This window comes from Paenibacillus sp. FSL H7-0716 (assembly GCF_038002705.1).
GTDB classification, from domain to species: domain Bacteria; phylum Bacillota; class Bacilli; order Paenibacillales; family Paenibacillaceae; genus Paenibacillus_AQ; species Paenibacillus_AQ odorifer.
Map to the genome: position 1 here is coordinate 119,014 of NZ_JBBODA010000002.1, position 25,824 is coordinate 144,837.

Annotated in this window: 21 protein-coding genes and 1 riboswitch; of the genes, 4 read left to right on the top strand and 17 right to left on the bottom strand. The window is 44.2% G+C overall.

Translation table 11 applies throughout. The features are described 5' to 3' along the window. Positions 1 to 4 precede the first annotated feature (4 nt). The 5 genes from ribH to mscL form a co-directional block, all read right to left on the bottom strand. Positions 5 to 472 (bottom strand): 6,7-dimethyl-8-ribityllumazine synthase, encoded by a 468-nt coding sequence (gene ribH, locus MHH60_RS03455; RefSeq protein WP_036676377.1) that lies wholly within the window; start codon positions 470 to 472, stop codon positions 5 to 7. Positions 473 to 508: 36 nt separating this feature from the next. Then, a complete protein-coding gene (locus MHH60_RS03460) occupies positions 509 to 1,762 on the bottom strand; it encodes a bifunctional 3,4-dihydroxy-2-butanone-4-phosphate synthase/GTP cyclohydrolase II (protein ID WP_076127453.1) in 1,254 nt (417 codons plus the stop codon). Positions 1,763 to 1,824: 62 nt separating this feature from the next. After that, positions 1,825 to 2,493, bottom strand: a complete 669-nt coding sequence (ribE, locus tag MHH60_RS03465) for a riboflavin synthase (protein ID WP_076134711.1) — start codon at positions 2,491 to 2,493, stop codon at positions 1,825 to 1,827. Between the two features lie 54 nt (positions 2,494 to 2,547). After that, a complete protein-coding gene (gene ribD, locus MHH60_RS03470) occupies positions 2,548 to 3,648 on the bottom strand; it encodes a bifunctional diaminohydroxyphosphoribosylaminopyrimidine deaminase/5-amino-6-(5-phosphoribosylamino)uracil reductase RibD (RefSeq protein WP_076134712.1) in 1,101 nt (366 codons plus the stop codon). Between the two features lie 218 nt (positions 3,649 to 3,866). Beyond that, positions 3,867 to 4,040, bottom strand: a riboswitch (FMN riboswitch). Between the two features lie 188 nt (positions 4,041 to 4,228). Continuing rightward, positions 4,229 to 4,624 (bottom strand): large-conductance mechanosensitive channel protein MscL, encoded by a 396-nt coding sequence (mscL, locus tag MHH60_RS03475; protein WP_076127447.1) that lies wholly within the window; start codon positions 4,622 to 4,624, stop codon positions 4,229 to 4,231. A gap of 379 nt (positions 4,625 to 5,003) precedes the next feature. On the opposite strand from mscL, the gene MHH60_RS03480 reads away from it, so the two are divergent. From MHH60_RS03480 to MHH60_RS03490, 3 genes are all read left to right on the top strand, one after another. Next, positions 5,004 to 5,714, top strand: coding sequence for a response regulator transcription factor (locus MHH60_RS03480; protein ID WP_076134713.1), 711 nt, complete (start codon positions 5,004 to 5,006; stop codon positions 5,712 to 5,714). Next, positions 5,711 to 6,814 (top strand): sensor histidine kinase, encoded by a 1,104-nt coding sequence (locus tag MHH60_RS03485; protein WP_076134714.1) that lies wholly within the window; start codon positions 5,711 to 5,713, stop codon positions 6,812 to 6,814. The genes MHH60_RS03480 and MHH60_RS03485 overlap by 4 nt, the downstream gene beginning before the upstream one ends. A 292-nt stretch (positions 6,815 to 7,106) precedes the next feature. Continuing rightward, positions 7,107 to 7,301, top strand: coding sequence for a stalk domain-containing protein (locus MHH60_RS03490; protein ID WP_172628842.1), 195 nt, complete (start codon positions 7,107 to 7,109; stop codon positions 7,299 to 7,301). An 85-nt stretch (positions 7,302 to 7,386) separates the two neighbouring features. Here the strand turns inward: MHH60_RS03490 and MHH60_RS03495 are convergent, their stop codons facing one another. Further along, positions 7,387 to 10,851 (bottom strand): collagen binding domain-containing protein, encoded by a 3,465-nt coding sequence (locus MHH60_RS03495; protein ID WP_076134715.1) that lies wholly within the window; start codon positions 10,849 to 10,851, stop codon positions 7,387 to 7,389. 243 nt (positions 10,852 to 11,094) lie between these two features. Here MHH60_RS03495 and MHH60_RS03500 point away from each other — a divergent pair, with 243 nt between their 5' ends. Further along, positions 11,095 to 11,850, top strand: a complete 756-nt coding sequence (locus tag MHH60_RS03500) for a YwaF family protein (RefSeq protein WP_076134716.1) — start codon at positions 11,095 to 11,097, stop codon at positions 11,848 to 11,850. Between the two features lie 53 nt (positions 11,851 to 11,903). Here MHH60_RS03500 and MHH60_RS03505 read toward each other — a convergent pair whose 3' ends face one another. From MHH60_RS03505 to MHH60_RS03555, 11 genes are all read right to left on the bottom strand, one after another. After that, positions 11,904 to 12,335 (bottom strand): peptidylprolyl isomerase, encoded by a 432-nt coding sequence (locus MHH60_RS03505; protein ID WP_036676135.1) that lies wholly within the window; start codon positions 12,333 to 12,335, stop codon positions 11,904 to 11,906. Positions 12,336 to 12,480: 145 nt separating this feature from the next. Further along, entirely contained in the window at positions 12,481 to 13,815 is a 1,335-nt protein-coding gene (lysA, locus tag MHH60_RS03510; protein WP_076134717.1) for a diaminopimelate decarboxylase, read from the bottom strand. Between the two features lie 126 nt (positions 13,816 to 13,941). Further along, on the bottom strand, positions 13,942 to 15,642 hold the full coding sequence (locus tag MHH60_RS03515; protein ID WP_076134760.1) for a spore germination protein: 1,701 nt from the start codon (positions 15,640 to 15,642) through the stop codon (positions 13,942 to 13,944). A gap of 528 nt (positions 15,643 to 16,170) precedes the next feature. Then, positions 16,171 to 16,596, bottom strand: a complete 426-nt coding sequence (locus tag MHH60_RS03520) for a stage V sporulation protein AB (protein WP_076134718.1) — start codon at positions 16,594 to 16,596, stop codon at positions 16,171 to 16,173. A 2-nt stretch (positions 16,597 to 16,598) separates the two neighbouring features. Then, positions 16,599 to 17,255, bottom strand: coding sequence for a stage V sporulation protein AA (locus tag MHH60_RS03525; protein WP_036676129.1), 657 nt, complete (start codon positions 17,253 to 17,255; stop codon positions 16,599 to 16,601). 224 nt (positions 17,256 to 17,479) lie between these two features. Further along, entirely contained in the window at positions 17,480 to 18,523 is a 1,044-nt protein-coding gene (locus MHH60_RS03530) for a glycoside hydrolase family 53 protein (protein ID WP_076134719.1), read from the bottom strand. A gap of 5 nt (positions 18,524 to 18,528) precedes the next feature. Continuing rightward, positions 18,529 to 19,407, bottom strand: coding sequence for a carbohydrate ABC transporter permease (locus MHH60_RS03535; RefSeq protein WP_036676128.1), 879 nt, complete (start codon positions 19,405 to 19,407; stop codon positions 18,529 to 18,531). A gap of 27 nt (positions 19,408 to 19,434) precedes the next feature. After that, positions 19,435 to 20,325, bottom strand: a complete 891-nt coding sequence (locus tag MHH60_RS03540; protein ID WP_036676126.1) for an ABC transporter permease — start codon at positions 20,323 to 20,325, stop codon at positions 19,435 to 19,437. 234 nt (positions 20,326 to 20,559) lie between these two features. After that, positions 20,560 to 22,278, bottom strand: a complete 1,719-nt coding sequence (locus tag MHH60_RS03545; RefSeq protein ID WP_076134720.1) for an extracellular solute-binding protein — start codon at positions 22,276 to 22,278, stop codon at positions 20,560 to 20,562. Positions 22,279 to 22,385: 107 nt separating this feature from the next. Beyond that, positions 22,386 to 24,026 carry a response regulator gene (locus MHH60_RS03550; RefSeq protein WP_076134721.1) on the bottom strand — a complete coding sequence of 547 codons (1,641 nt, stop codon included), beginning with the start codon at positions 24,024 to 24,026 and terminating at the stop codon, positions 22,386 to 22,388. A gap of 18 nt (positions 24,027 to 24,044) precedes the next feature. Then, entirely contained in the window at positions 24,045 to 25,790 is a 1,746-nt protein-coding gene (locus MHH60_RS03555) for a sensor histidine kinase (protein ID WP_076134722.1), read from the bottom strand. Positions 25,791 to 25,824: the final 34 nt, after the last annotated feature.

Here is a 25,824-nt window from a genome sequence, read left to right on the forward strand (position 1 = left end):
TGACTTACTTAAACAGTTTGTTAAGATTCGCCATTTCAATCGCAGCAGTCGCAGCATCCCAGCCTTTATTGCCTGCTTTGGTTCCTGAACGCTCGATGGCCTGTTCAATATTTTCAGTAGTAACTACGCCAAAAATGGTTGGCACGCCGGTCTTAAGATTGATAGCGGCTACTCCTTTGGCAACTTCATTACATACATAATCATAGTGTGTAGTAGAACCACGGATAACCGTTCCTAAGGTAATTACAGCGTCGTATTTGCCGCTTTCAGCCATTTTTTGCGCGATCAATGGAATTTCAAATACCCCTGGAACCCAAGCAACATCCACTTCATCATCACCGACACCATGGCGTTTAAAGGCATCGAGTGCACCTGACAAAAGCTTGCTGGTAATAAATTCATTAAAACGTCCTACAACAACTCCGTATTTTAACCCCTCAGAAACTAAGTGTCCTTCTAAATATTTCGGCATATCCATCATCTACCCTTCGTTTTTTATAATGTATGGTTAAGCTTTCGAATCCTCATTTTGTTCAATATCGTCAAAAGACAGCATATGTCCAAGCTTCGCTTGTTTCGTGTGGAGATAGTTGGTGTTGTCCTTGTTCTCCGGCATTTGTATCGGCACGCGCTCAACGACTTCCAACCCATAACCCTCCAGCCCTTTGATCTTACGCGGGTTGTTCGTGAGCAGACGGATTTGGCGCACACCCAGATCCTTCAGAATCTGTGCTCCAATTCCATAATCACGCAGATCTGCTGGAAACCCAAGCTTTAGATTCGCATCTACAGTGTCAAGACCTTCCTCTTGCAGCTTGTAAGCCCGAAGCTTATTGATAAGGCCAATGCCTCTGCCTTCTTGGCGCATATAGAGCAACACGCCCCTACCGGCAGTTTCGATCTGCCGCAGCGCAGCTTCAAATTGCGGGCCGCAATCGCAGCGATGGGAGTGGAATACATCACCCGTCAGGCATTCGGAATGAACACGTACAAGTACTGGCTCATCGCCGGAAATATCGCCTTTTACCAAAGCTACATGCTCTTTATCATCCACTTCATTTGTATAAGCTATGGTCTGGAAATCCCCAAAGTCGGTAGGAAGTCGTACAGACACTTCTCGCGTGACGAGTTGTTCTTTTTCATTTCGATAATGAATAAGATCCTTGATGCTGATCAGCTTAAGATCATGCTTGCGGGCAATTTCGATTAGATCAGGTAAGCGGGCCATTGAGCCATCTTCCTTGATAATCTCGCAAATGACACTAGCTGGATAAGCGCCACACATCCGCGCTAGATCAACAGCAGCCTCCGTATGTCCGGAGCGGCGCAGAACGCCACCTTTTTTCGCAATCAGCGGGAACATATGCCCCGGTCTGCGGAAATCAGCAGGTTTCGCTTTTGGATCAATCATGGCCTTAACGGTCAAAGATCTTTCCCCCGCAGAGATCCCAGTGGTTGTATCTTTATGGTCAACAGATACGGTAAAAGCCGTACCGTGATTATCGGTATTGTGGGTTACCATGGCTTGCAGTTCAAGTTCTGCCGCACGCTCCTGGGTAATAGGCATACAAACCAATCCACGTCCCTCCGTAATCATAAAATTGATGACCTCTGGTGTCGCACGTTCAGCAAGGGCTATAAAATCCCCTTCATTCTCACGATCTTCATCATCCACTACAATGATGACTTTACCGCGCATTAAGTCATATATTGCTTCTTCAATCGGATCCAAGACACTTTCCTTTTTCGATTGCTCGCTCATGATCCTATCCTCCTAAAAGCTTTACGAAAGATTATTCCCTTCTTCGTAAGCAAACTCTTTATTTAAACAAACCCGTTCGCCGCCAAAAAATCATGACTAATCCCGGAGCGGCTCTCGCCTCCCTCATCTTGAGCGGCTGAGCCATAATGCAATAAATGATCTACATATTTGCCAAGTACATCACACTCGATATTTACACTATCCCCGGCCCGTTTGTGCGTCAGAACTGTTTCCCCTAACGTATGCGGAATAATGGACACTGCAAGCGATGTGGCCGTAGTCTTCACTACAGTTAAACTGATGCCGTCGATCGTGATCGACCCCTTGGGGATAATATATTTAAATAGTGATTTACGATCCGGTGCAATCTCGAATACAACAGCATTCTGATCACGTTTCACACTCTTAATAATGGCAGTGCCATCAACATGTCCTTGAACAATATGCCCTCCAAAACGCCCGCCGGCTGCCATCGCTCGTTCCAGATTCATCCGGCTGCCGGGCTTCAGTTCCTTCAGGTTGCTATTCCGGTAGGTCTGCGGCATTACATCCACTGTAAAGGAATGATCGCCCAAAGTTGTCGCCGTGAGACAAACCCCATTGACGGACACACTGTCACCGATTTTTAGATCATCCATGATGACCGAAGCGGCAATATTCAGCACCATCATTTCCCCACCGGCGGAGACACTGCGCAAAACACCAACCTCTTCAATTAATCCGGTGAACATGATATCCCCCCTAAAAAGCATTACTTCCTCAATTTCACTCTTGCATAGCTTTTGTTAGCGTACTGGAGTGCCGCTGATACATACATTATCTCCTAGCACTTTTACTTCCAATCCTTCAAGTGAGATCGCATCTTTCATCAGCTCTACACCCGGAAATACGAAAGTCCCTTTCGCTTCTGCACCACCGCCGACAATTTTTGGAGCGAAGAAGAGAATCACACGATCCACTAGCCCGCTCTCCAGCATCGAGCCATTCAGCGTCCCCCCGCCTTCCAGCAAAATAGAGCCAATCTCCATTTCGCCAAGGGCTATCATGGCCGCCTTCAGATCCACTCTTAGACCTGCTCCGCACACAACGATTTGAACGCCTGCTTCCAGCAGTTCAGCCTTCTTAGCAGGATCTGCAGCATCCGTTGTTACAATAAGTGTAGGCGCTAGACCATCACTTACAACTGCCGAATCCAGAGGAATACGTAGCTGGGAATCAATGATGATCCGCATCGGGTTAATGCCAGGCACTTCTGTTCTTGTTGTCAGAGAGGGATTATCAGCAATCACTGTATTCACACCGACCATGATACCCTGATGCCGATGCCGCAGCGTATGTACGATCTCCCGCGCTTCCCCATTCGAAATCCATTTACTGTCACCAGATTTGGTAGCTAGATTGCCATCAAGCGTACTTGCACTCTTCAGCGTAACAAAAGGTTGTTTTGTCAAAATATATTTGATAAAACGCTCATTCAATCGAAGCGCGCGATCACGCAGCAAGCCTACTTCGACCTCAATCCCTTGATCACGCAGCATTTGAATTCCGCGCCCTGCCACCTGAGGGTTCGGGTCTTCACAAGCAACTACAACCCTAGCTACCCCTTCATCGATCAGCCTTTGGCTGCAAGGTGGAGTTTTTCCATAATGGCTGCACGGTTCTAGTGTGACATATGCCGTACTGCCCTGTGCCTGCCCAGCTGCCATATTCAAGGCGTGCACCTCGGCATGCCCCGTACCTCGCTGTAAATGAGTTCCGAGTCCAATCATTGCTCCATTCTTCACCACAACGCAGCCAACAACAGGGTTAATTCCCGTCTGTCCTTGGGCACGTTCGGCCATGTCCAGTGCTAGCGACATATAAAACTCATCATTCATGTTGTCCATCTCTTCCTCCTATCCACTGCTGTCAATTCTTAAGCTAAAAAAACAGAAAAACCCATCTCATTCTCCAGGAGGAGTTCAAGATGGGTTATGCGAGAGTTAATCGGCAGTCCAAATAAAAGTGTGCTTAAATAGCCGTCAATCGACAGGTATTGTGAAATATCGCACATGATTATATGAAAACACTGCGATCCGCCAGTCCATTGCAGACAAGCGGTCAACCTCTCCTTCTTCCATCCAGACTATACTGTCGGTCCCGGAATTTCACCAGGTCCACCGTTCGCGTCAACAACGCGAGCCGGGTAGCGGACTGAGCACTGTAGATGAACTAAATAAGTTACTTCTACAACAGCATCACCGCCGGTAGGGAATTACACCCTGCCCTGAAGGATTGATCCTTTATTTAATTGAGGTTCAAGTTTTCCTTACTAACAAAATTATCACTTACACCAGCGAAATGCAAGTGCGTTTATTATATTTACTTAAAATTTGTAACTAGATTATAGATTGTACTGAGTTTATAAAAGGAAACCAAGAAGCGCCAGGACAAGGACTCCTGGCGCTTCTTGGTTATATTTCATGATTACAAACCACGTTCTTGTTGTTTCAAAAGATCACGAATTTCCGTAAGCAGCACGATATCCTCTGCAGGTGCTGGAGTCTCTACCACTTCAACTTTAACGGCTTCTTTGCGCTGAAATTTATTGGCGAGCTTGATCACCAGAAAGATAGAGAACGAAATAATAAAGAAATCAACAACCGATTGTAAAAATAGTCCGTAAGGTATTTTCAGGTCCGTAGTGACTTCAAGCACCCGATCCTTTAAATCTATACCACCCGTAAGCAAACCTGCAATTGGCATAATAATGTCATTTACTAATGAAGTTACAATCTTTCCGAATGCAGCTCCAATAATGACCGCAACCGCTAAATCAAGAACATTTCCTTTTAAGGCAAAAGCTTTAAATTCTTTCCACATATTCCAAATAACCCCCAACATATATAATTTGAAATTATTATAGCATAGTAGCTTCCTAATTCTTAAGACTTGTTAAGAAACTATTAAGTTTCCCTTTACTTTTACCTGCCACCGCTGTTAAGAAGTTTCCTGTTAAATAAGGTTTAAGAATTTTTCTTCTTACTGTTAGAGCCATGGCTGAGAATGTATTATCCACAGATCACCACATGGATGAGGCACAGCGATCAGAGCAAGCTAAAAAGAAAAATAAACTGGCATAATGCTGTGGGGGATTTGGTCTTGCCTTCACGGGTCTTCAAATGAGGCTTCCAAACAAGAAAATGTTGTATACTTCTTATAGCAAGAATTGCGCTTTACTAGCAAGAAAGGACGCTGAGAAATGCACAACGCAACGCTGCTATTGGTGGACGACGAAGCCGAGATTATTAAACTAATGCAGATCTATCTGGAGAACGAGGGTTACCGGCTGTTAACTGCCAAAGACGGGCTGGAAGCACTCGAAATTATCAATAGAGAGACTATAGACCTCATGGTTCTTGATATCATGATGCCTAATATGGACGGCATTGAGGCTTGTATTAAAATTCGTGAAACGCAAAAATTTCCGATCATCATGTTATCTGCTAAAGGGCAGGAACTTGATAAAATCACCGGACTTAGCGTAGGTGCAGATGATTATGTTACGAAACCTTTTAGTCCGCTGGAGTTAGTTGCCCGTGTTAAATCCCAGCTGCGCAGAACTCGAAATTACATGGCAGATCTAAACGCCAAACAGGATGAAATCATCATTGATGGCCTAGTTATTAATTCGGTTACGCATGAAATTAGTGTGGATGATCAGCCAGTTAAACTTACCCCGCGAGAATTTGCGATTCTAGAACTGCTCGCCCGTAATAAGGGACAAGTCCTAAGCATGGAGCAGATCTACGCCAAAGTATGGAAAGAACAATTCCTGGAAAGCAACAATACACTCATGGTGCATATTCGTAAAATCAGAGAAAAAATAGAAGAAAATCCGCGTAAACCACAATACTTAAAAACGGTATGGGGCGTTGGCTACAAACTGGAAAAAGGAGGTCCTTCTAGTTGAACTTTAAACGATTCGATACCCTATCCTGGAAAATAGTTGGCTTCAGCTTAACGAGCCTAGCACTCACCGCTTTAATCTTAATGGGCGGCTATTATGGCACTTCACTATTGCTGTGGTTAAATCCTTCACGCTCCTTTTGGGGAGTCAGACTCATTCTCTGGGTGATCAATACCATTGGATCAACGCCAGTTGTGATTCTTATAGGGATTCCTTTATTTATTTTTTTCATCCTAAAACTGTCCAGAAATACAACTAAGAATCTTCATAACATTACGAGCGGAGTTCAGGCCATTGCGGATGGCAATTTGTCTTTCAAGGTGCCGGTAACAGGTACGGATGAACTCGGAAAGCTCGCTGAAAATATGAACACTATGGCTGGCAAGCTAAAATCTGCTATAGAGGAAGAACGAGCTGCTGCAAAAGCCAAAAACGAACTAATCACAGGTGTGTCCCATGACCTCCGAACCCCACTAACCTCTGTTCTCGGATTCCTTGAATATGTGGAGAAGGATCGTTATAAAAACGAGGTTGAGCTGCGTTATTATGTGAATATTGCCTATGAGAAATCTTTGACTCTTAAAAAGCTAATCGACGATTTATTTGAATACACTCGCGTCAGCAGCAGCGGATTACCGCTAAATATTGAGCCTGTAGATCTCGGCAAGCTGCTCGAACAGCTGATTGAGGAATTTGCACCCGTACTGGAACAAGCAGATATGACCTACCGTATTCATACGGATACAGCACCTCTGATCATCAACGGAGATGCGGACGAGCTGGTGCGATTGTATGAGAACCTATTTACCAATGCCGTAAGATACGGTAAGGAAGGAAAAATTCTAGACATTTCTGTTGTTAGAAAAGACGATAGAATAGTTGCTCTATGTACGAATTACGGTACTCCTATCCCTGCATCCGACCTCCCCCACTTATTCAAACGATTTTATCGTGTCGATAAATCCCGCTCCCGAGAGACAGGCGGAAGTGGCTTAGGGCTCGCCATAGCCAAGAGTATTGCAGAGCTTCACGGCGGAACCATTACAGCCAAAAGCACACGCAAACAAACTGAATTTGAAACCTCTTTCCCTGTGAGCGAATAATGCTTGCAGGGATTTTTTGTACAATCTCATCGATTAAGAAAATGATAAGATTTCATAACATAAAGCCTTAAGATCTCTGACTTATAGTGATTTCATACCAAATCTGCTATAAGTGAGGATTGTTGTTATGCTATTTAATTCGTATCCCTTTATGTTTGGTTTTCTGCCCTATCGTGCTGGCCGGATATTTTATTCTGAATCGTCTTCGTCTCACACTCTATGCTAAGGTATGGCTTACCCTCGCCTCTTTAGTTTTTTACGGGTATTGGAATATAGATATGTTCCTCTAATCTTGTTATCCATCTTATTTAACTATGCTCTCACCATTGATGCTGCGCCGCTAGTGGCAGGAGGAAAAGTTTTAGTCCCGCTAGCCTTTGTTGCGGAACAGCTCGGCTGGAATGTCTCAAGTGAAAAAGAAGGCGAATGGCTGCGGTATAATCTAAGCCCCTCAGAAAACGCCGGTACACTTAAGAATCAGCCATAAAATTTTCAAAAAAAAGCACAAAAGCACCCGGCATTTATCATGCTGGGTGCTTTTGCATAAAAATCTTAAATCACACTAATCTCGATCACTCCGTCTTACCTCTACGTCTAAATACTCGGTTCAAAACAAATCCTATGGCTATCAACCCTATTCCCGACAGATACAAAGGCAAAGGACTATTCTCACCTGTCTTCGGCAGCTGAGGAGCACCTGAAGTGCTATTGTTCACCGTACCTTTTGGTACTTCTTCATCGTCGATATCAACTTCTCCTAATGGAATTTCTTCGGTAATCTCTTGCTCAGGAGTTCCCTCATCGGTTGATGTCGCGGATCCTAGATCGGCCGCATTTCCAGGACCAGCTGGAACAGCTGGATCATTAATAATTACTCCGGGTACGGGCGAACTTGTAGACGTGGGTACCACCGAACCTCCTGATGTGCTGCTTGTAGGGATTGTTGTAGGTGCAGCAGTCGCTTCTGGTGATGGAGAAGCCGTAGGTGCTGGCGTTGTTGATGGTGCAGGTGTTACGGTTGGTTCTGGTGTTGTTGTTGGAGCATCGGTTGGTTCTGGCGTTACCGTAGGCGTGGGCTCCACTGCTTTTTGATTCGTAACCACCAGTTGAATCGCTGACGAGGAACGAATCTCCACTGGATGCTCGGATGTATCGAGCACGTAACCATTTGGAGCTGCTGTCTCCACCAATACATACCTACCCAGCCATATTTTATTGAATGTCGCTGTACCCTCTGCATCTGTAGTTAGACTGTTAATCAGTACACGTTCCGTGCCATTTAGTCGATACAATGCAAAAGTCGCCTCACCAAGCGCCTTTAAGTTATCTTCAGCATCTAGCTTCTTAATAATGAGAGTGCCTCTTCCCCCGCTGCCTGTGCCAGAACCGCTGGAGACCCCGACAATAATTTCTTTGGAGGTCTCTTTACTTATTTCGCTACCGTTAAAACCAGTGAAATGTACAGTATTTATTACTTTGTCTCCAGTATTAGCCACAATCAGGGATTGATATTCGAGAATGTAAGCCCTGCTGATTTGATAGGCAAAGCTTAACTCAAAGGATTGTTTTCCATCGGCATCCGTTGTGATAACAACGCTATAATCAATACCCTGAATCAGTTCAGGACCGCTTTTCGTGATATCTCCGTTCACAGCTACAGCCGTAGGATACAGATGGAATGAATTCTGCAGCAAAATTTGATTAGCACTAGGAGTATCTTTGACTAATGCATCCTTTACTGTGGACTGCCCCCGGTTAATTTGCAGGCTCCAGTCCATTTTATCCCCGTTTTGTGTACCGTCCTTCAGCACATAATCCTCTCCAAAAGGAATTTTTACGGAGGCGGTCAAATCTTTGGAAACCACTTTTGCTCCATCATAGAGATTAGCTTTATTCTCAATAGTAGAGCCTATTATTTGCCCTTCAAGACTTGTATTAAATTCAATGTAGAAAGCGGAGTTAATCTTATCTGTAAAAATAACCTTTAATTCATTATCGCTATTTATGCTATAGGTATATTTATTAGGATTCACTTCTGCACCCTTGGTAGGGTCACCATTCTTTGCAATATTCATAGTGTAAACTTTTAGTGAACCCGGAACCAAGGACTGGCCTGATTTTAAAATATCAACAAGCGCCGGAGCTTCGAGGGTTTTGCCATTATAATTGGCGCCTATCGACCAAGTAATTTTTTTAGTTGAAGCATCGTAGGCTCCCCCTTTAAATCCATTGTTTTTCGCCTCAGGTCTAGGAATGAATAACCCTTCTGCTTCTATCGTGCGTAAGGCTTCAGTAGAGTCCATCCAGTCTAAGCGAACTTTGTTGTTGAAATTTTCAGTTTTAGCCCAAATCCAATCCTTGTTAAATTCTGTAGAATAGCTAATCGTGTAAAGACCAGATATCGGTGAATTAAACACTACCTTGAAGCCTTTATTAGGCTCGACAGGTGAGTTGTACACTAGATCATAGTTAATTGGATTTAAAACATTCCCATTCAGATTTCTAATCACCAGTGATTCTGGAATAAACTTTAGGCCGCCATATGGGAAGGATTCGGTAACTGTAACATGACTCATCGGGTAATTATCACTATTCAATGTGACCTTCCAACCCAATGTTTTATTCTGATAATCTACGGTTGATAAAGTCTTATAAAGAATGGAAGACCGGATTAATCGGGTAGCCTGATCACTATACGTACTATCAGATACTGTATTAGTTATGGTGGCATCCTCAAACACGCGTTTTATCGCTTTGGTTTTATATTCCATTCGATATGGTGATGTAACTTCGTGTGCAAATTGCAATACAAATCCAGACTTATGAACGTCTGACGTGGGAACAAGCGTGTAGTCAACATCCTTTTTCAAAATCTTGCCTAACGTTGCACCACCGGAAGAATCCAGCTGCACAGCATATACTTTTAGCGAATCGGCTATCAGCTCTTGAGAAGCATCCAACAAATCTGTTAACACAGCGTTTCCTTGCGGGATGTTCTTTTCATTGTAGTTATATTCAATTGCCCAGGAAATGATCTGCTTGCCCCCATCATAGCTCGTGGAATACTTTTTCAAGCTTCCTCCACGTTCTACATTCACTGTGGCAGAGGAGCTGGCAGGCTCTTGCCCATCTCCTGAAAAAGTTGCAGTATTGGTGAAGGTTAGCTGATGGTCATTAATAATCCCTGTGGAATATACAATACGGTAAGCCTCTTTAATCACAGGCTCCGTAAAACGGACAATCAGTGACCCTCCGGAGAGCTCTGCAGAGTATTTGCTTGTGTCGAGCAATGCTCCTTCCGTTACTGAACCATCCAATTGAATGCTGAGGTGATACACGCTCACAGTGACTGGAGTATTTAATGATAAGCCTGAAGGGATGGGGTCCGTCACAATGGCATTCCCCACGGCTTCCAAAGACTTATTGACATCAACAGTCCATAATATTTGGTTCGCATTGAAGCCTTCGGGAATACCTCTCTTCTCTATAGTCGATACAACACTTGGTTTAAAATTCACTGTCACTGTCTGAATACCGCCGCTCACGGGAAATAAAATATTTTGAATAGTACTGCCCGAGATTTTCTGTTTATCGAATTTAGTATTTAACCGCAGCGTTCCCTGCACGTCATCATGCGTTTCTATGTAGTCATTAAAAGTCATTATCACTTCATGTGAAATTTGCCTAACTTCAAAGCTCCCTACATCTCCATCCTCAGAGACCAAGGGACCGTTAAAATCATTAAATAGCCGGAACTGTTCTGGAAGCTGAAAAGTAAAAGTGTCACCTTGCTTGTAATTATGATTTTTAGGAAGAGACCAATTATAATCCAAGGTAACATTAGCATCTTGTTCGTATACGCTGTTCGTGACCGTGATTCCATCTGGCCCGTACACAGCCATTGAAACACTGGTGATGATATTTCTTTCGTCATCAATCGCAGCCGCTTTTACTTGCGGAGCAAATCCGATGCCATAGGCATATTGGGCCACAAGCATCAAAATAATGACCATTACACTTATTTTTTTCTTAAACATGTTCCTGTTGCCTCCATTTTCTTGTTCTAATTGTTTTCCACCCCTGCATGTTCAAAAGCTTCATATGTAATTCCGCGCCCTACGCCCCATCTTATGTTAATATAATGAAAAGTCTTCCTTATGCGGTGGAGTTGACAGAACATATACATATATACCCATTTTATGGATATCTAGAATCAAGATTATTAAAATTCTCAAACTTTATTTTTGATGGATGTTTTCACGTTCAAAGGAGGTTCGTCTATGCAGCTTTCATCTTTTTTTGATCGCCAGCACGCGGAGGATTTCATCATGTTCTCATCTTCGCATTGGGTTGCGCTGTCTATCATTGCGTTAAGTTGTCTACTGCTCTATGGCTTACGGTTTGAAATTCGTACAGATTCAAGACTTCGGCAAAGCGTGCGTTTGCTGCTAATCATTCTACTTGTAGTCTCAGAAGCCGGGCTGCAAATGTGGTACATCTCTCAGAACATCTGGCGCTCCAGCTCCTCATTACCGTTCGAGCTCTGTGGAATCACTCTACTGCTGTCTATTATCATGTTAATTTCACGCAGTCGAACCCTTTATTCCTTTCTCTACTTTGCCGGGATCGGCGGAGCATTTATTGCGTTGCTCACCCCTAACCTAGTTTATCCGTTCCCTCATTTCCGCTTTCTCCTGTTTTTTATAGCTCATGGTTCTATTATTCTGGCATCTCTTTATATGACCTGGATTGAGGGCTACAAGCCGACTTGGAGATCGTTACTCATCACCATGCTCGGCCTCAATATTGTGGCGGCCTGCATCTGGACTGCTAATTACTTCCTAGGTTCAAACTACATGTTCCTATCTCAGAAACCTAGTACCTATTCCGTATTGGATTATTTTGGACCTTATCCTTATTACCTGCTTGTTGAAGAGCTGTTTGCCTTCACTGTGTTTCTAGCTATGTATTTGATATTCTTCTGGCTGCCAGAGCGGCGCAATTCACGGCGTAGACAGGTTAGGCGGATTCTTTAACAACACAAAAAAGCCAGCCCCGATATTCGGAGACTGGCTTTAACTATTAAATCTTAAGCTTCGATGATTTCTACCGAAGTCATTTTGTCGCGTCCTTTGAAAGCATCAACAAGATCCATGCCTTCTACTACTTTACCAAACACAGTGTGTACTCCATCCAAGTGTGGTTGTGGAGCGTAGCAGATGTAGAACTGGCTTCCGCCTGTGTTCTTACCTGCATGTGCCATAGCAAGTGTTCCGCGTTCATGTTTGTTTGGGTTAATTTCGCAGTTGATTGTGTAACCTGGGCCGCCAGAGCCAGTTCCGTTAGGGCATCCGCCTTGAGCAACGAAACCAGGGATAACACGGTGGAATGTCAATCCGTTGTAGAAACCTTCTTTTGCCAGCTTTTCAAAGTTAGCTACAGTGTTAGGTGCATCTTGATCGAACAAGTCCAGCAGCACTACGCCACCATTTTCTAGAGTGATTTTCGCTTGCTTTGCCATATGTAAATGACCCCTTTCAAAATTAACAAATTTAGAATACCTCAATTATATTACTATGAAACCACGCACAAAGCAAAGCAAGCAGGAGACTTTCCTGCTTGCTCTATATGCTGCTCAACTTTACCCACCTTACAGCAGCAGGCTATTACTTAGCAACAACTGTCTGTTTGGCGATACGCTCTGGTACAATGTCGTTGGCAATAAGATCCGTATAGCTTTCACGACGCACTACAAGATCGCTTTGTCCGTTCTGTACGAATACTAAAGCCGGACGGCGAAGACGGTTATAGTTGCTGGCCATGGAGTAATTATACGCACCTGTGCAGGCTACAGCCAACAAATCGCCGCTTTCAGCCTTCGGCAGCTCTACATCCCAGATCAACATATCTCCGCTCTCGCAGCATTTACCAGCGATGGAGACAGTCTCAGTTGCGTCTTCGTTAGCACGGTTAGCAAGCAAGGCCTCGTATTTAGACTGATACAAAGCAGGGCGTGGATTGTCGGTCATTCCACCATCAACAGCAACGTACTTACGTACGCCAGGAATGTCCTTGTTAGATCCTACAGTGTACAATGTAGTACCTGCATCTCCAACAATACTACGGCCCGGCTCCACCCAAATTTCCGGCAAAGCACTATAAATTCCCGCAAAATGAGTCTTCACTGCATCCGTAATCGCTGCTACATATTCAGAAACATGTAATGGGGTATCTCCTTCGACATAACGAATGCCGAAACCTCCGCCAAGATTGACTACACGGAAGTCCACTTCCAAGCCTTCTTTAACACTGCGGGCAAAAGTTGCCACACGCTCAACAGCTAGCTGGAAACCATCAGTTTCAAAGATCTGCGAACCAATATGGGAATGCACACCAAGCAGCGTGATATTCTTTTTGCTGACTGTTGCTTTCACTGCTTCATAGGCCGATCCATTACCGATGTCAAAGCCGAATTTGGAATCCGTCTGGCCAGTTGCGGTATATTCATGAGTATGCGCTTCTACACCTGGTGTAACCCGCAATAAGATGTTCACATTAACTTCTTTACGTGCGGCAATGGACTGCAAAAGGTTAAGCTCTACCAGATTATCGACTACGAAGCAGCCGATTTTGGCATCAATCGCCATTTCGATCTCTTCAGATGTCTTATTGTTGCCATGAAAATGAATACGTTCTGCCGGGAAGCCAGCTTGCAAAGCTGTATATAGTTCGCCGTCAGATACAACATCCAGTGACAAACCTTCTTCATCAGCCAAACGAACCATTGCCATTACTGAAAACGCCTTGCTTGCGTAAGCTACTTGGAAACCAAGGCCGGAGGCTTTAAAAGCATCCATATATTCCCGGCAACGTTGTCTAACCAATTGCTCGTCCAATATATATAGCGGGGTTCCATATTCCGCTTTCAATTCAGTTACATCACATCCGCCGATCTCCAAATGCCCAGCATCGTTAATGCGGCTAGTACCGTGTAGAAACATTCTTTAGTCCTCCAATTTCTGTGGAATATCAAGGTTCCACCCTGTCTTAGTGTATTCAGTATAACAGACAGTGGGAACTCCATTGAATGGACTAATTTGCAGTAGTTTTGTATTTTCCTACGATTGTTACTCATTCTCTTGAGATGGCGGCATTCTGGTATTGTCTCTGGTTTTGTTAAAAGACGGCCTTTCCTTCGAACTTAAGACCGGTTTACGCAATAGAATTTCACTCATTGCCTTTGCATTAAAAGGTATAAACGGCCACATATATGAGGAGTTATAGGACCGATGAGTGGTTAAGAAAATAGTCAGTAACGTCGTGCCAATCATAAAGCCTGGTACCTGGAACGCCGCTACGGCAATTAATAACACAAGCCTGACTATACGATTCGCCAGACCCAGCTCATAACTCGGAGTCGCAAACATACCGATTGAGGCTACCGCCATATACAGTACTACTTCGTTTACAAACAGACCGCTCTGCACCGCTATATCACCAATCAATATGGCTGCAATCAGACCCATCGCTGAGCCTAAAGGTGTTGGGGTATGCACGGCGGCCATCCGCAGTAAATCAACCCCAAGCTCTACAATCAGAAACTGAGCGAGAATAGGAATTCTTGCTGTCTTTTGCGGGCCGATAAAATCCAGCATAGCAGGCTTTAACTCCGGATGGATAACAAGCAGCATCCATAACGGGAGCAGGAACATGGAAGCGAAGATGCCGATGAAACGGACCCACCGAAGATATGTCCCCATAAAAGGAGTCTGGCGATTCTCCTCCGCATGCTGGCAAAGATCAAAAAAGGTAGTCGGAAGAACAATTACAATGGGCGAGGTATCCACGAACAATATGACCCGTCCCTCCAATAAATTGGAGGCTACAACGTCAGGGCGTTCAGAATAACGCACCATAGGATAAGGGTTCCACCCTCCGCCGATAATCGCTTCCTCCAATTGCTTATCCGCCAGTGGGATACCATCGATATCGATGCTGTTGATTTTATCGATGACTGACGTTACCTGTGTTTTATCAACGATATCATCGATGTAAGCCACGCAGACATCTGTCCGTGTCCGCCGTCCCACTTGAAACATTTCAAGCTTCAGCCCCGGATCACGTATCCGTCTTCTTACAAGTGAAATATTACTAAGCAGGGTTTCTGTAAAACCATCGCGCGCACCCCGCACCACCCGATCAATCGAGGGTTCATCAGGACTTCGCATGGGGTAAGATCGAGTATCCATTAGGATAACTTTGTTCTCACCCTCAATAAATAGTGCGCTCATTCCTTTTAATACTTTATCGAAACATTCGCTTAATACACTACCCTCTTCAACTTGAATATGAGGGATGTATTCGTTCATAAAGCTACCTAATACACCTGCGGACAGATTTTCTGAAGAAAGGTAGGTTAATCGTTTCAGAATTTCATCCGTTACATCTTCGTTGGTGAATCCGCTTAAGCAGAGTAAAGCTGTCTTATGTCCCCCAAAGGACATTTCTCTAAACGTCACATCAAAACTTGATCCCAGCCCCATCACTTCGGTCAGCGTGTTTTTTGTTTCTTGTAGAGAACCTGGGATATGATCATTGCCTTGCCAATAAATAACGGATTCCTTTAATGAGTTAGAATGCTCACTATCGCGTTTGTCTTGCAGCTTATCTTTCCCCTTGTTCTGAGACTGCTGCTGTGTCTGCTTCTTTGAAGGCTTCGGTTGAGCTTGAGATCCCTCTCCAGTTCCGGCATCGTTATCTGTGCCTCCTGCTGCCTGAGCATTCTGATCCTGTGCCTCATCATCTGATTCCGAATCCTCTGAATCCATGCCGAATAACCTGGCAAAAAAACCTTTACTCGGCTCATTTGGCTCCTGATTGCCGAGCTCATCCGATGCTTCTGCATCTTGCTGCTCTGTTCCCTGCTCCGCAGTCGCTTCTGCATCCTGTTGCTCTGTTCCCTGCTCCGCAGTCGCTTCTGCATCCTGTTGCTCTGTTCCCTGCTCCGCAGTGGCATCCGCATCTTGCTGCTCTGTTCCCTGCTCCGCAGTCGCTTCTGCATCCTGTTGCTCTGTTCCCTGCTCCGCAGTCGCTTCTGCATCCTGATGCTCAGTGCCTAATTCGGCTGATGCCTCTGTATCCTGCTGCTCTGGGCTAGTTTCAGATGTTGTAGAATTTTCCACTGAATCTTCACTTCCCCCGCTAGCTGGAGCGCCTTCAGGTTCTGTGTGATCTGCAACTAGATCCGCTGCAGTTGTCTTCATTGCTGCAGCAGCTGCAGCATTATCTTCCAGATGGTCATCTTCCGGTGCAGAATCACCGCTGTGTATAAACTTGCTCATTTCCTAACCCCCTGTTTACTGTCGGTATACAAACCAGTCGAACAAAGAACCCGCAACCTTCCCACTCACCATCGCCATTAACAGACCGAATAGATAATGTGTCATATTTAAGCGTTTAGCGAGTATCGGCAGCACATTTAATACCTCGTTCAATGCTGCAGCGAGCATCCCGACAAAAATCCCATCAAATAGTCCTACACCAAGTTCAACTAGAGGACCTGAGGTGATTTTCCAATTCCAAAAATCACTAACAGTACCTACTAAAGATCCACCAACCATCGCGCCTTCATACCAATGAACTTTATCGTAAGAAGAGGTTAATTGCGCCAGACGCGGCACCATATCGAGCACAACAAATAGAGCAATCACTCCACCGCCTACAGCAATACCACCCGCAATGCCCAGCAGCAAATTTAGTCCCAGTGCTATGGGTGCCGTCATCTTCAGTCCTCCGTATTCTCAGATTGGTTTTCACTGCGGCGCCTCATCTTGCTGTATTCCTCATTGATGACATATTGGTCGATGTTCTTCTGATACAGATACATTTCCACTTCCAGCGGAGTAGGCTCCTCGTTCCACTTCTTTTTAAATAAATGGTTGAAAAAAATGACCATCCCAAACCCGATGCCCAAAGAATAAGCAATCTGAAATATATAGGGATGCTCATCCCGATGACCCGTTAGCATCTCCACAATTCGAATTTGGACCTCCAGCATATTTACATCAGCATGAAAGTTCATAATCGTCAGAGCAGACCCAAAGAAAAGCAGCAGCCACACTAAAACAAACATCGCCACCGAAGGTTTCCGTCTCTCCACCTGACTCTCAATCTGCACAATCGTCCTCCCTTCACCGATCGGTTCAATGTCCGCATTCGGTATAAGTTCATATATCCGGGGGATAACCATCAACAGATCAATTAAAATCAGATTGCCGTCACTTTGTTCCGGTTTCATTAAGAGAATTGTCTCCAACGACTCTTTCAGTTCAGGCTCCGCTATCAAAAAAGCAATATCACCCAACGTGACACCTTTACCCTTGGGAACCATCACCCGATTTTTAAGCTGTATATAGATGGTGGGAGCAGAATGTTGTTTCATCCGCATTCCTCCTAAAGGTTATGGTGAAGCTCAGGTCCAAGATAACGGTAGTATGGGAGTAAAGCCTTATTTTTACTCTTGCTGCTCTGAATCAATTTCTTGAAATACTGAAATGTTGCTTGTTTATAGGTATCAGGAAAGGCCAATCCTTCTTCTGGAAATTAAAAAGAAGACAGCTCAAGGTAATTAACCTTAAGCTGTCTTTTGTTTCAATCCTAAATATGTCAGAATTCAAGCGAATCCAATTTCCCTCCCGCAAAATCAAACAGGGTCAGATTGGACCAACCATTCTCATGTCCCACGGACCATTCCTTTTGCGAAGGAATCCAGGCTGGCTCCCAATAATAAAACCCAATACCTTTACCGTCAGGTATATTCTCAATTACACTAATAAAATCTTTCATATACTTAGTCTGACCCTCTACTGTAGCCGGATAACCTTCATGCAGTTGCTTTTCCTCACTTACTATTAAGGGGAAACCTTCAGGTGCATTCAGCGTCCAAGGATAAGCTGTTTCAACAACAATAATATCCTTATTGTACCGCTCCGCCAATTCATTCAGATTAGATCGCAAGTCATCCAGCGTGCCGTGCCACCAAGAATAAAAAGATAATCCAATAACATCAAAATTTACGCCATGCTCGAAAAACCGATCATAAAAGTTACGGCTGGCTGGATGATCAGCACCACGGTCAATATGGATCATGACGGACAAATCAGAAGCAACAGCTTTTGCGCCCGCTATTCCTGCTTGAACCAATGTAATGAACTGTTCCCATTGTTCCGTAGTATCCCACTCACCATCTACCTTGCCTTCATTCCATAACATGCCTGGAGTAATCTCATTACCGATCTGCACCATGTCGGGCATTGTGCCTTGAGATTTCAAAAGCTCAAGAACCTCACGAGTATACTCATACACGGCTGATGTTAAACCCGTAAAATCAAGGTTCTCCCAAGCTTTTGGCTTCGATTGATTAGCTGGATCTGCCCATTTATCCGAATAATGAAAATCTAGCAGAAAATTAAGTCCTGCTTCTTTGATTCGCTTAGCCATAATCAGCGTACGTTCTAGATTGCAGAAACCGCCCGGAGGATCATTCCAAATCCGCAGCCGGATCGCGTTCACGCCATTGTCTTTCAGAATGTAGAGCAAATCCTCAGCGTTCTCAACGGACTCTTCAGCACCGCTGTAATACGCTCCTCCACCCTGCTCAATTTCATCCAGAAACGAGATATCCATCCCATTGATAAATGTGGTTGTCATCATTGCTACTCCTTTACAGAACCAAGTGTCATCCCTTTAACAAAATATTTTTGCAGGAAAGGATATACGATCAAAATTGGAGCGGCTCCGATAAATATTTGCGCGGCTCTCACCGTCGTCTGCGAGATCAGCTCCATTTCCTTTGGATTGATGCTCATGGAGCTCATATCCCGCTGAATGATAACCGTCTGCAGGAATGTCGCCAATGGAAATTGTTTGGAATTATTCAAATACAATAGTCCATCGAACCAGGAGTTCCAATGGAATACCATGCTGAACAAGGCAATCGTAGCGATCGACGGCAGAGAAATCGGCAAGTAAATACTGAACAACGTTCGGAAATGTCCGGCTCCGTCAATTAGCGAGGCCTCCTCCAGATCTTTTGGAATACCACGGAAGAAGTTCAGCATCAGAATCACCAAGAACGTATTTACCGCACCTGGCAGAACAAGTACCCAGAAGGAATCCATCAAACCAATCTTTTGAATCACAATGTAAAATGGAATCAATCCGCCGTTGAACACCATACTGAAAACGAACAACCAAGAGTAGACATTACGGCCCTTGAAGGCTGAGTTTTCTTTGGATAACGGATAGGCTGCCAGGAAAGTAATTAAAAGTGTAAGTCCAGTCCCGAGTATGGTTCTTTGAACAGATACCCAGATGGAGTGTAGAAAGATCGGATTGTTTATTGTCTTTTTATAAGCTTCCAGAGAGAATTGCTTTGGCCATAACCCTACCAAATTGGCATCCGCTGCCGACTTCGCACTAAAGGATACAGCCAGCACGTGAATCAAAGGTACAATACACATCAGTGCGAGCAGGATTAGAAAGCAAGTATTAAACACGTTGAATATACGATAACCTCTTGTTTTGTAATACATAAGTTGTCTCCCTCTTCCTTTGGTAAATTAGAAAATGCGATATCCTGCCCACTTCTTAGCCAAACTGTACGAGACGAGAATTAGGATCATGCTAATGGCCGACTTAAACAGTCCGATTGCCGTACCAAAGCCCATCTCACCATTCAGAATAGCCGTGCGGTACACGAAGGTATCAATAATATCGCCTTTCTGATAGACCAGTGGATTGTAGAGGTTGAAGATCTGGTCAAACCCTGCGTTCAATACATTTCCAAGAGCCAAGGTACCTACCACCACAACCATTGGCAATAGAGATGGCATCGTGATAAAACGTGTCTGCTTCCAGCGGTTAGCGCCGTCTATTTCAGCAGCTTCATATAATGATGGATTGATTCCTGCTAGAGCAGCTAAGAAAACGATCGTATTATAACCAAATTCCTTCCACACATCTGTGAGAATAACTGTGAACCGGAACCAGTTGTTATCCCCTAAGAAAAAGATGGGTTTGAAGCCCATGCTGCCTAAGATCTGATTGACAAAACCATCTGTAGCAAGCAAATCCAGCAAGATCCCGCCGAGAATAACCCAAGATAAAAAGTGAGGCAAGTATACCAGTGTCTGAATAGTACGCTGTATGTATACCTTGCGAATCTCATTTAACAAAATGGCGAATACAAACGGTACAGCCAGATTGAAAATCATTTTTAGAACAGCAATAATCAATGTATTCCAAATGACCTGCATACTGTCATTACGTTCAAATAGATAACGGAAATTGTCCAATCCAACCCATGCCGAGCCTGAAATTTTCAGCCATGGCTTATAATCCTGAAATGCCATCACAATTCCGCCCATTGGAATAAAGCTGAAGATGATCAGGAATATCATCGCCGGCAATAACATCAAGTGAAAAGGCCATGTTTTTTTTAGTGTTCTCATCCTTGGTCCCCCATATCGTGTCAAGTTCTTCTGTAACCATACTCAAATTATAGCAACGCCCGAATTCCTCAAATAGCGAGCAAAACCAATATATATGGTACAAAAGCAATCTCTTTATCACATTGAAAAAAGAGGACTTCAAACGCAAACAGGGACCCTCCCTAAAGCCTAATGCTACGGCTGAAGAGATGGTCCCGTTTACTGCTTTTTACCTAGTTAAACTTAATCCAAACCTTATTTTACGCTGTCATACCATTCGTTAACTTCTTTAGTGATTTGATCGCCACCACCTGATTTCCAGGTTGCTACAAAGGAATCAAATGCATCCAGCGGTTTGTTGCCATAGATGATTTCATTAAACGTTTGGTTCTCAATTTTGTTCAGATAGTCCATCTTCGATTTCATAGTTTCGGTCGTAGGACCTGTGAACATATTCTTAAAGGATTTATCCTCTTGCGCCAGCAGAACTTTGGCAGCCGCAGGGGTATCTTTACCATAATTCACAGCTACGTCCTTCTCCAGTCGGGTTGTTGGCTCTGCGCCATCTGCCAGGTTAAGGAGTGCTTTCATTTGGGCATCCGGGATCCGGGCACCGTCACGAACCAGCATATAACGAACGCTATTCACATAACCGCCAGCAATTTTATCATTTTCGATCATCTTGCCGTTCGCGTCTAGCTCATAGTCGTATCCTGCAAAAAGACCGTTATCCAGTTCACTGCCTGGCGTTGGATTAGCAAAGTTATCGAACAGATAGTTTTGATAAGTAAAGAAGGCTTCTGGATTTTTCATTTTCGTGCTGATCAAAGTTACACCGTTAGTGAATTGTGTGCCATGACGCATAACTTTTCCATCCGGACCCGCTGGAATTTCAATTGGAGCCCATACTGCATCTGGAGAGTTCTTCACGGTATCCTGAAGCGGCCAGCCGCTCATCCAGTAAGGACCCGGGAGAATCCCTGCTGTACCTGCAACTGCTGGTTCGGCAGTTTTGTTCTCATCCCAAAGAGCTGCTTCCTGAGGAATATAACCTTTCGCCAACCATTCCTTCAGTTTTTCTAGCCCTTGCTTCATGCCAGCATTTACCGAGCCGTATTCTAGTCTACCATCAGCATCTAGATTCCATTGCTGTGGCAAGGTTCCGTAAGCACCAAAGATCCAAGATGGATCGCCCATCCAAGTGTTCATTGTTGTTTTGAAGCCGATACTAAGTGGAGTTACCTTGTCTGGTGCCAAGCCATCAGGGTTCTGATTCTTGAACGCATCCATCACTTTTTCCAGCTCTTCGATCGTCTTAGGGGCTTGCATATTCAGCTTATCCAGCCAATCTTGGCGGATCCACAGAATGTAATCATGGTTATATGCATAATCGAGAACAGGCAGACCCATTCTTTTGCCATCACGGCTGTATTGATTCCAAACGTTAGGATCCTGTGCCATCGCTTCTTTCCAAGTATCTGAAGCATATTTATCAAACAAAGTTCCTACATCTGCATACATGCCGGAATCGATCAAGTCCTGTGCAATCGTGTTGTCGGCTGTACCGATGGTTACGACATCAGGCATGTCCTGACCTGAAGACATGGATAAACGCAGCTTCGTACCAAATGCACCGTTCGTATCTGTGATAGACCAAAGGGACTTAATGTTGATGCCGAATTTTTCTTTAGCCCATTTTGTAGCCACGTTATTCTCAATGCTTTCACCGTTTTTGAATTTAAGCTCAGGGTCCACGCCCCATGCGGTTGTAAATGTAACCTCAGGATCGTATTTATCCTTGTAGGCGTTTTCAGAATTAGAAGCAGTATTTGCAGTCGCTTCACCAGCTGTTTTATCTCCAGCAGTGTCTTTACTATTAGCAGCGTTATTGCCTGAACAACCCGCAAGGCTACCCGCCAAAAGCATGCTCATACACAGGAGCGGCAGCCATCTTTTTCTCTTCATCGCGCTCATTTTGTTCCCCCTTGGATTCCATAAGTGTTGGTTACAATTTAATTATAGGGAACGGCGCTAAGCCCGAATACGTCATTTAAACAAGGTTTCTGCACCTTTCTCAACCTCTATCCGTCCCGGAATTCATTTGGTGTCATATTGTAGTGTTTTTTGAACATCTTACTGAAATATTGCGGATTCTGATATCCAAGCTCAGAGGTGATTTCATAGATTTTTTTATTCGTATTTTTAAGCAGATAGAGCGCCCGTTCCATCCGCATCCGAATAATATAGTCCCCAAGTCCTTCCCCAGTCTCAGCCTTATAAATCTTGGATAAGTAGACAGGATGCAAATATACATGATCGGCAATGGTTTTGACAGACAGCTCATGCCCCGAATGGTTTCCTACCAGCTCATGCACCTGCTTGATAATATAACTTTTCGTATTCTGATCGCTTTCGGATAGCTCCTTCTGAAGCTTATCCAGCATATCAAACGCCCAATCTTTAAGCTTATCAAAAGAAACAATAATACTCTGCGTCAACAACGGATCTAAAGCATATTGGTCGATCTTGGAGATGAACTGACCACTCTTATGCGCGATATACATAAATGCATTCGTTATCGATAGAAAGACCTCGTACAAATGTTCACTGGAAAACCGTGCATTCTCCATATCCCGGAACACGTCAGCAATTTTTTGCCTTGCTGTATCCCATTGTTTGGATTCCAGCAGATGAATGAGTGTAGGTGGACGATAAAGACATTCGAGCGATTTGATGCTGATCGTCTCCTGATGCTGGCGGTCATCCAAAAACAGCACGGAGCTGGATTCATCATGTGCTGCCAAATACATCGAGCTAAGGCCGCTTCGATAGGCAGCCGTCATCCCCTCTGGAAAGGTGAACCACTCCGTTACAATCAGTGAAATCTCCCCTTTGAGGTAATTGCTTACACTAATTAGGAAATTCGCGATCACCGCTTTTAGGATTTGCTGCCTTGCAGCTTCATAGTTAGCCATTTGCTCCAATTCCTGCTGTACAGCCGGCTTTAATTCAACAAGCAGAATCAAGCAATCATGCGGCGCTTTGCAGAACCAGACATGGAACTGTTCCTTAAAAAGCTCCTCGGCAATGTTGCCGATCGCATATTCCATTAACGAGACCGAATGGTGATCCATTGCGGCATAATGTTTACCTAGCTGAATCAGCAGCATCGCCGCTTCAGCATCCGCCTGGAAGGAGATTTCATATTCCTTCAGCTTAATGGCCAGCGTCCGCTCAGACAGCACCCTGCCGAGAAGCAATTCGTGCATCAGATTAGCGCGCAAAACACTGTAATCGGCTTTGCGATTATACAGCAGCAAATGATATCTATCATGGGCTTCCCATTCATCTTTCAAAGATTCAATCGCACTGGATACGCTTTTGATAAACTCATCATCACTTACCGGCTTCAAAATATAATCAAATGCCTGCAGTTGAATAGCTTTTTTCGCATATTGAAAATCGGAATAACCCGTCAATAAAATGGACCGAATATTTGGCCATTGCTCGCCCACGGCTTCAATCAATTGCAGGCCAGTCATTCCTGGCATTGAAATATCCGTAACCATAATATCTATAGCCTGCTGTTCCATAATTTGCAGAGCTTCAGCACCCGATGCCGCTTGATGCACCTGCTTTACCCCAATTTCAGCCCATGGAATAGTACGGGCTAAACTTTCCGTAACATAGGGCTCATCATCAACTAACAACAGCTCTATCATTCTTTCCCCTCCTAGATGTCATTCCATTTCATTGTCTGTGTAGGGCAGCAGCCACTGCAGTGTCACCTGTAATCCTCCAAGTGGAGAAGGCGAGATGCGCAAGCCAGACGTCTCTCCAAAACGCAACCGCATCCTCTGATGCACATTCCATAAACCGCAGCCCATTTCTTCATCCATCGCTCTGCTTAGTTTATTTTCCAGTTCTATAATTCCCTCTGGCGTCATGCCCTGACCATCATCCTCAACCGTAAGCGTCATTTCTCTGCCTACACATGAACCCGTAATCCGCACCAGTCCCTCTTTGGCGACGGGCTCAATTCCATGTATAACCGCATTCTCCACCAGAGGCTGCAGTACGAGCGGCGGAAGCTCTCTTTTGCGCATTTGCGGTGGGATATTGATCTCATAACGAAGTCTGCTCATCCTCATCTTCTGGATCTCCAGATAATGATTCACAAATTCCACCTCTTCTGACAGCGCAACCAAATCACGTTCCTGACGAGTCGTGTATCTGTAATATCGGGACAAATTATGCGACATTCCAACGACCGCCCCCATATTATCAAGCTTCGCCATACTTGTAATAAAGGAGAAGCAATTATAGAAAAAATGTGGATTAATCTGTGATTGAAGCTGCTTTAAGCGGGCTTCGCGAACATGGATTTTCTCCATCAGCACATTCTCGATCAGCATCTGAATCTGTTCTACCATACTGTTAAACCGGCCGGACAGGAAGCTGAATTCATTCTTCCCTTTAATCTCCACTCGCGCAGAATAATCCCCTTGCTTCAACCGTTGAAAGCCTCCAACTAATAACCTTATAGGCACCTGCACTTGAACATATAACAGATAGGCTACGAGACAGCTCATTAACAACAAAGCACTGATCGCAAAATAAAATAAACGATTAGAGGTCAGGATCGGATGTAGGATTTCAGTCAACGGCATATAGTCGATCAAATACCAGCCCATTTTGTCCGAAAAGACGATATTTACACTGTAGGATTCACCTTCTATTTTGACCGTGCGATTCTCACTAGGCTTCAGCTGGGTCTCTTCCAGCCTGTCTACCAATTCTTTAGCTAACACCTTGTCGGCACTGCGGTTAAAAATAAGCCCTGTTCCTTGCTTATAATAAAAAGGATCTCTTCTGCCATCACTTTTGAATTTATCCAGCATATCTTCTATGTTCCGGCTGTCGAACTCTACCTTCATAACCGTTTTGACTTTTTCCGGAGCGAATTCTGACATAAAAGGTGTAAAAGAAAACCACGAGAATACGAAGCGGTCACCCTCCTGCCCTTCAATCTTCTCCACATGCCAGCCCGACTTCACTTCCCGCTTCAGATCCTCATCTTCGTATAACTTCGCATCATTTTCAGATACCATACGATGAATGGACGGGGAGTATAAATACAGCTTACTCTTCCAATTGGAGGAGCTTTCTTGAATGCTGATTTTGGTCTGAATCCGTTTGATCAGGTTTATCGTATCCAGATTCAAACGCCCTTTTTCCAGATAAGTATCCTTAAGGCTGAGGATATCAGGATCATGGATCAGCAGAATCGGCCACGAGGACAAAAGCTCCATATTACTTTCTACCTGATTCTGAAAAAAACTAAGCTGATTATTATTCGAAGTATTTAACTCCGTACGCAGCACATCCGTGGTCGTTTTATTGGAATAGAAGTAGAGGATGGTTATCGGGATCAGCATAATGACCATGATACTCACGATTTTGGTAAATAAATTATATCTATACACGTTCCTTCACTCTCCGGCTCAAATGTCATAGCCC

Excerpts from the sequence above, each read along its gene's own strand:
- ribH (WP_036676377.1), bottom strand. The coding sequence starts at position 472 with ATGCCGAAATATTTAGAAGGACACTTAGTTTCTGAGGGGTTAAAATAC.
- MHH60_RS03460 (WP_076127453.1), bottom strand. The coding sequence starts at position 1,762 with ATGAGCGAGCAATCGAAAAAGGAAAGTGTCTTGGATCCGATTGAAGAA.
- ribE (WP_076134711.1), bottom strand. The coding sequence starts at position 2,493 with ATGTTCACCGGATTAATTGAAGAGGTTGGTGTTTTGCGCAGTGTCTCC.
- ribD (WP_076134712.1), bottom strand. The coding sequence starts at position 3,648 with ATGGACAACATGAATGATGAGTTTTATATGTCGCTAGCACTGGACATG.
- mscL (WP_076127447.1), bottom strand. The coding sequence starts at position 4,624 with ATGTGGAAAGAATTTAAAGCTTTTGCCTTAAAAGGAAATGTTCTTGAT.
- MHH60_RS03480 (WP_076134713.1), top strand. The coding sequence starts at position 5,004 with ATGCACAACGCAACGCTGCTATTGGTGGACGACGAAGCCGAGATTATT.
- MHH60_RS03495 (WP_076134715.1), bottom strand. The coding sequence starts at position 10,851 with ATGTTTAAGAAAAAAATAAGTGTAATGGTCATTATTTTGATGCTTGTG.
- MHH60_RS03500 (WP_076134716.1), top strand. The coding sequence starts at position 11,095 with ATGCAGCTTTCATCTTTTTTTGATCGCCAGCACGCGGAGGATTTCATC.
- MHH60_RS03505 (WP_036676135.1), bottom strand. The coding sequence starts at position 12,335 with ATGGCAAAGCAAGCGAAAATCACTCTAGAAAATGGTGGCGTAGTGCTG.
- lysA (WP_076134717.1), bottom strand. The coding sequence starts at position 13,815 with ATGTTTCTACACGGTACTAGCCGCATTAACGATGCTGGGCATTTGGAG.
- MHH60_RS03515 (WP_076134760.1), bottom strand. The coding sequence starts at position 15,642 with ATGGATTCAGAGGATTCGGAATCAGATGATGAGGCACAGGATCAGAAT.
- MHH60_RS03520 (WP_076134718.1), bottom strand. The coding sequence starts at position 16,596 with ATGACGGCACCCATAGCACTGGGACTAAATTTGCTGCTGGGCATTGCG.
- MHH60_RS03525 (WP_036676129.1), bottom strand. The coding sequence starts at position 17,255 with ATGAAACAACATTCTGCTCCCACCATCTATATACAGCTTAAAAATCGG.
- MHH60_RS03530 (WP_076134719.1), bottom strand. The coding sequence starts at position 18,523 with ATGACAACCACATTTATCAATGGGATGGATATCTCGTTTCTGGATGAA.
- MHH60_RS03535 (WP_036676128.1), bottom strand. The coding sequence starts at position 19,407 with ATGTATTACAAAACAAGAGGTTATCGTATATTCAACGTGTTTAATACT.
- MHH60_RS03540 (WP_036676126.1), bottom strand. The coding sequence starts at position 20,325 with ATGAGAACACTAAAAAAAACATGGCCTTTTCACTTGATGTTATTGCCG.
- MHH60_RS03545 (WP_076134720.1), bottom strand. The coding sequence starts at position 22,278 with ATGAGCGCGATGAAGAGAAAAAGATGGCTGCCGCTCCTGTGTATGAGC.
- MHH60_RS03550 (WP_076134721.1), bottom strand. The coding sequence starts at position 24,026 with ATGATAGAGCTGTTGTTAGTTGATGATGAGCCCTATGTTACGGAAAGT.